This window comes from Aestuariivivens sp. NBU2969 (assembly GCF_019931125.1).
In the GTDB taxonomy this organism is placed as follows: domain Bacteria; phylum Bacteroidota; class Bacteroidia; order Flavobacteriales; family Flavobacteriaceae; genus Aestuariivivens; species Aestuariivivens marinum.
In genome coordinates this window covers 1-4,781 of the sequence record NZ_JAIOUU010000046.1, presented here as the reverse complement: position 1 = coordinate 4,781, position 4,781 = coordinate 1, and the positions used below count along the sequence as shown (strand labels likewise).

The following is a 4,781-nucleotide window of genomic DNA, read 5'->3' as shown; positions in this document are numbered from 1 at the left end:
GGGGAAATTAATACAAAAGATGAAGCCTTGAATGATTATCTTGTTACCTCAGCAAAGTATGGAAGGATAAAATATGAGATTATTGAAAAAGCGAATGCAGAAAATCTTGGAGCTTTTATGAAAGACCATATTGATACAGAGGCTGAAGTTACAACTGATAAATGGACAGGATATCAACCTTTGAAAAAGGATTTTGGCAAGCTAACACAAATATATTCTGGAAAGAAAGGGAAAAACTTTCCTGAATTACATCGAGCCATTATGAACCTCAAGGCATGGCTTAGAGGAGTACATCATCATGTAAATGATCTACAAGATTATTTGGACGAATATTGTTATCGCTTTAATAGAAGCGTCATGAAAGAAAACATTTTTGACAACCTTTTGAACAGAATGGTCAATACCGAACCATGCTTTATCAAAAATATTAGTAGTTAAATGCCTAAGTCAATAAAAAAAATTATAACCATTGGAGCTTAAGTGCCCGTAAATGGAAAGTTCTGAAAAAATGAAACTTAAACATCTTATTGCATTAATTGCTATACACTTTATAATTAGTTGTAATACAATAGAACCAACAGCTAAATTAAAACTGAATAATATTCAGGTAATAGGTAGTCACAATAGTTACAAGAAAAGTATTGAACCGGCACTACTTGAGATAGCGAAACAAACCGCCACTAAATCTGTTGAAGCACTACAATATTCGCATGTTTCTTTAACAGAGCAGCTAAACAATTACGGCTTAAGAAATCTGGAAATTGATGTTGTTGTTGATACAGAGGGAGGAAAGTTTGCCAACCCGTTTGGTATTGAACTGTTAAAACAAAACGAAATTGAAGCACAGCCATACGATACTTTAGGATTGCTAAACACAAAAGGGTTTAAGGTGATACACATTCCGGATCTTGACTTTAGAACTACTTGCTATCGCTTGGTAGACTGCCTGAATGAAATTAAAGCCTGGTCTGATGCGCATCCAAGACATTTACCAATTGCTATAACATTTAATGCTAAAACTGAAAATTTAGAAATTGAAGGTTTTCAAGAATTGCTTCCTTTTACAGCTAAAGTATTTAATGATTTAGAAAGAGAAATCCTGTCGGAATTGCCTAGATCCAAACTCATTACTCCTGATGATGTGAGGGGTGATTTTTATACACTGGAGGAAGCTATAAAAGCAAATAATTGGCCTGAATTGGAGGATGCTAGAGGAAAAATTATTTTAGTTTTAGATGAAGAAGGAGAAAAGCGTGATGTTTACATCAATGGGCATCCATCTTTAAAAGGAAGGTTGTTTTTTACCAATTCAAAACCTGGAACACCAGAAGCAGCTTTTTTAATTGTAAATGATCCAATAAGGTATCAAGATTCCATAAAAGCATTGGTTAGAGCCGGATATTTAGTGCGTACACGTGCTGATGCAGATACCAGGGAAGCTAGAACCGGTGACTATACTAGGTTTAAAGCAGCATTAAACTCCGGAGCACATTATATAAGTACCGATTATTACCAAGAGGATAAAAGTCTAAATACAAATTACGAAATTGAAATGCCTAATGGTGTTGTTGGGCGCTGTAATCCCGTTTTACCAGTAAAAACATTTTTAAACGTAGATTTGGAATCAAAATAGGGTCTGACTTAAGGCTTTTTGAATTCTTTTTTTGTTCCAATCTTTAGGTAATAAAGACTTTAACCTCTTCTATATCAAAATTGTGGTTTATAATATAATATTCACTTGAGAAAGAGGTTCGTATTTTAGATTTCAAAATTTTATTAAAAATTTTGAAGTGTGTTTATAAAAAGGCGTAATTAATGCATATTTTTCAATTTATCTAATACAATATGATCCTTTAATATGCCTTTTGTGTCTAGTCCTGAAATATGGCTACAGGTTAAAATTGAATTTACGCTGTTTTTAAATATACCATATTCGGTGTTTTATAGTCTAAAGATAAATGTAATCTTATTTCGTTGTATAAATTAATTGCGTTTTTTGTTGCTCTTTTTGCGTGAGCCAGGTCAGTAAAGGTCTGATCTAGATAGAATTCGTCTTTTAAGATACCGTTTACACATTCTGCTATTGCGTTTTCATAGCAATGATTTTCTTCAGTCATACTGATTCCAATGTTATTTCTTTTAAGAATTTGTGTGTACACATTACTGCAATATTGTATTCCTCTGTCTGAATGATGAATAAGCTGTTTAATGTCTTTAGCATGATATAAGGCTTTATTAAGTGCTCTAACACATCCATTAAGTTCTAGGCTATTACTAAGGTCATAACCAACGATTTTACGAGAGTGCATGTCTGTAATAAGAGCTAGATAACAAAACCCTTTTACGGTTCTTATATAGGTTATGTCTGATACCCAAACTTGGTTTGGTCTAGTCACTTCCAAGTCTTTTATAATGTTGTTGTACTTATAAAAACGATGGTACGAGTTAGTTGTTTTGCTACTGTATTTCTTTCTAAGTGTAAGCATATTGTGTTTTCTAAGAATATTGAATAAGGTATCTCTACCTATTTTTAAATGGGCATTGGTAAACTCTTGTTTTAATGATTTGGTAAGTTTTCTAACACCTTCTCTAGGAAGGGATTTGCGTCTGTTCTTTACTATTGCAACCACTTTTTTCTCTATCTCTAAACGTTTGTCTTCTCTACGTTTATATTTGTAGTAAGCATCACGTTTAAGTCCGAAACAGGCAGTTATAGTTGATAAGGATGCAAATCCCTTTGACTTTTCTCTGGCCTTGATTAAGGTTTGATACTTAGTTTTTTTTTTAGCTCTAGGACAGATTTATAGCCCAACTGTTCAGCAGCTACTTCTAAGTATGAATCATCAATAAGAGCATCCATATCTTTTTAAGAAGCAGCTTTTTAAGCTGTTCGATCTCTTTCTGTAGCTGTTTAATTCGTGTAATCTCGTCTTTAGTTTTCACAGTAACTCTTGTGTTCATTAGATCTTTACGGTTGTATTTTTTTATCCATTCGTTGATTGTGGATGGTGCAATACCGTAGGCTTTACCTAGTTGATACTTGTTTAGTTTTCCTGCGGTAAGTTCGTCTAAAATTTTGAGTTTAAAGGATTCTGAATACCGTCTAATTACTTTGTCATTTTTGTACATAATGTTTGAAATTATGTAGCCTTTATTCAGGACGGGTCATGAGCTGAAGTTACTATTTATGATATTAGTAGTAATATTTTCGTATTAGAATAAATTTTATAATATTTGTAAAACAGCTTGAAAGTGAGAGTGTAAAATAATTGGGAATAGAATCGTTAAATAAAAAACCTTTTGTAAAAAGCTCTGGTTCTAAATATGGAAATGTTTTAAGAGCTAAGACTGAAGATAATCCTTTAGATATACAAATATGGCTTCGGTTTAAGGCAGGGGACGAAAGTGCTTTTGCTAAAATATACAGGAATAATGTTAGTTTTTTGTATTCCTACGGTTTGAAGTTGGTTTATAATAAGCCAATGGTTTGGGATTGTATTCAAGATTTATTTGTCTATATCTGGGACAGAAAAGATAAATTAGGAGAAGTAAATAATATTAGGTTGTATTTATGTAAGTCTTTGAGACGTAAAATTCTAAATGAAAACAAGAAAGATTTAATGTTTATTGGTGAAAGTTTTATTAACCATAGTGATGAGAAAATTATTTCTGAATCGGTTGAATATAAACTTATAGAAAAACAAAAATTCGATCAACAGCTCAGTAAGGTAAAATTGTATTTGAACAACCTCACCATAAAGCAACGCGAAGTAATCCACTTAAAGTTTTATGTTGGATTAAGTTATCCAGAAATTGCCGAAATTATGGATTTATCAACTAAAGCTACCTATAAATTAATGGGTAGGGCCATAAGTATGCTCAGGCATTTTTATAAGTAATATCTGTTAAAAGTTTATAGAGGTCAGTAGTTAGCTGCATATAATTTCACTTTGGTAAATTTTATGACAGTTTACCATTTTGGTTATTAAGTTATTGAATATTGAGTCTTTGCTTTGAGAGCGATTAATACATGTTTTTTTGTTATCTGTTTTACTAGCCGTATTTTTATAAACTTAATAGGATTATTTCACTTAAATTATGGTTTATGAAAAATTTCAAAAGGATAGACTATCTACTATTTCTTGCTGTATTTGTTTTAGCAAGTTGTTCGGGTACAAATACCAATAACATCAACAATGAAGTTAGTTGGGAAAATTGGCTCAAATCTCAGATTGAACTTTTAGGGCATCGTAATTGGATTGTTGTTGCAGATGCTGCCTATCCTTTACAAAGCAATTCGGGCATAACAACTATACTTAGTACCGATGACCATATTACAACTATCAAAAAAGTTAATGCACTTATTCAACAGCAAAAGCATATAAAGCCAATTACTTTTTTAGATCAAGAACTAGACTTTATCTCAGAAGAAGATGCACAGGGTGTTACATCGTTTCGTACCGTTATTGATACTCTGATTTCCGGAAAAATTAAAAAAGAAATTCACGAAGATATTATTTACAAGCTCGATAAAGCCTCAAAACTATTCAATGTGTTAATAATAAAAACTGACTATACAATACCCTATACATCGGTATTTTTTCAGCTTGACTGTAAATACTGGAATCCTGAAGCTGAAAATCGTTTGAGAACAACGTTAGAAATGAGCAATAAATAATTTATTAAAAGGCACTGCCGTCCAAAAGTTTTTGAAAACGGGCAATAAAGTTTCTGTGTCCCTTTGTTTATAGGGGCATAATTAATTGTTTGCTGGAATTATC

The 4,781-nt window shown here is 32.1% G+C and carries 6 protein-coding genes and 1 pseudogene; 4 read left to right on the top strand and 3 right to left on the bottom strand.

The features are described from left to right. A partial coding sequence (locus tag K7G79_RS14565) for an IS1595 family transposase (protein ID WP_223552326.1) occupies positions 1-438 on the top strand: 438 nt, incomplete at its 5' end. 70 nt (positions 439-508) lie between these two features. Continuing rightward, positions 509-1,633, top strand: a complete 1,125-nt coding sequence (locus K7G79_RS14560; RefSeq protein ID WP_223552325.1) for a phosphatidylinositol-specific phospholipase C1-like protein — start codon at positions 509-511, stop codon at positions 1,631-1,633. Positions 1,634-1,907: 274 nt separating this feature from the next. Here K7G79_RS14560 and K7G79_RS14555 read toward each other — a convergent pair whose 3' ends face one another. Further along, positions 1,908-2,759 carry an IS3 family transposase gene (locus tag K7G79_RS14555; RefSeq protein ID WP_370634232.1) on the bottom strand — a complete coding sequence of 284 codons (852 nt, stop codon included), beginning with the start codon at positions 2,757-2,759 and terminating at the stop codon, positions 1,908-1,910. A 70-nt stretch (positions 2,760-2,829) separates the two neighbouring features. Continuing rightward, complete coding sequence (locus tag K7G79_RS14550) at positions 2,830-3,129, bottom strand: transposase (RefSeq protein ID WP_223552324.1); 300 nt, start codon at positions 3,127-3,129, stop codon at positions 2,830-2,832. Between the two features lie 140 nt (positions 3,130-3,269). On the opposite strand from K7G79_RS14550, the gene K7G79_RS14545 reads away from it, so the two are divergent. After that, positions 3,270-3,899: an RNA polymerase sigma factor gene (locus K7G79_RS14545; protein WP_223552323.1), complete on the top strand. Its 630-nt coding sequence runs from the start codon at positions 3,270-3,272 to the stop codon at positions 3,897-3,899. Between the two features lie 30 nt (positions 3,900-3,929). Here the strand turns inward: K7G79_RS14545 and K7G79_RS14540 are convergent. Beyond that, positions 3,930-4,028 (bottom strand): annotated as a pseudogene (locus K7G79_RS14540) (IS1595 family transposase); the annotation flags it as partial. Between the two features lie 77 nt (positions 4,029-4,105). Between K7G79_RS14540 and K7G79_RS14535 the strand changes: the two are divergent. Further along, entirely contained in the window at positions 4,106-4,678 is a 573-nt protein-coding gene (locus K7G79_RS14535) for a hypothetical protein (protein WP_223552322.1), read from the top strand. Positions 4,679-4,781: the final 103 nt, after the last annotated feature.

Excerpts from the sequence above, each read along its gene's own strand:
- K7G79_RS14560 (WP_223552325.1), top strand. The coding sequence starts at position 509 with ATGAAACTTAAACATCTTATTGCATTAATTGCTATACACTTTATAATT.
- K7G79_RS14550 (WP_223552324.1), bottom strand. The coding sequence starts at position 3,129 with ATGTACAAAAATGACAAAGTAATTAGACGGTATTCAGAATCCTTTAAA.
- K7G79_RS14535 (WP_223552322.1), top strand. The coding sequence starts at position 4,106 with ATGAAAAATTTCAAAAGGATAGACTATCTACTATTTCTTGCTGTATTT.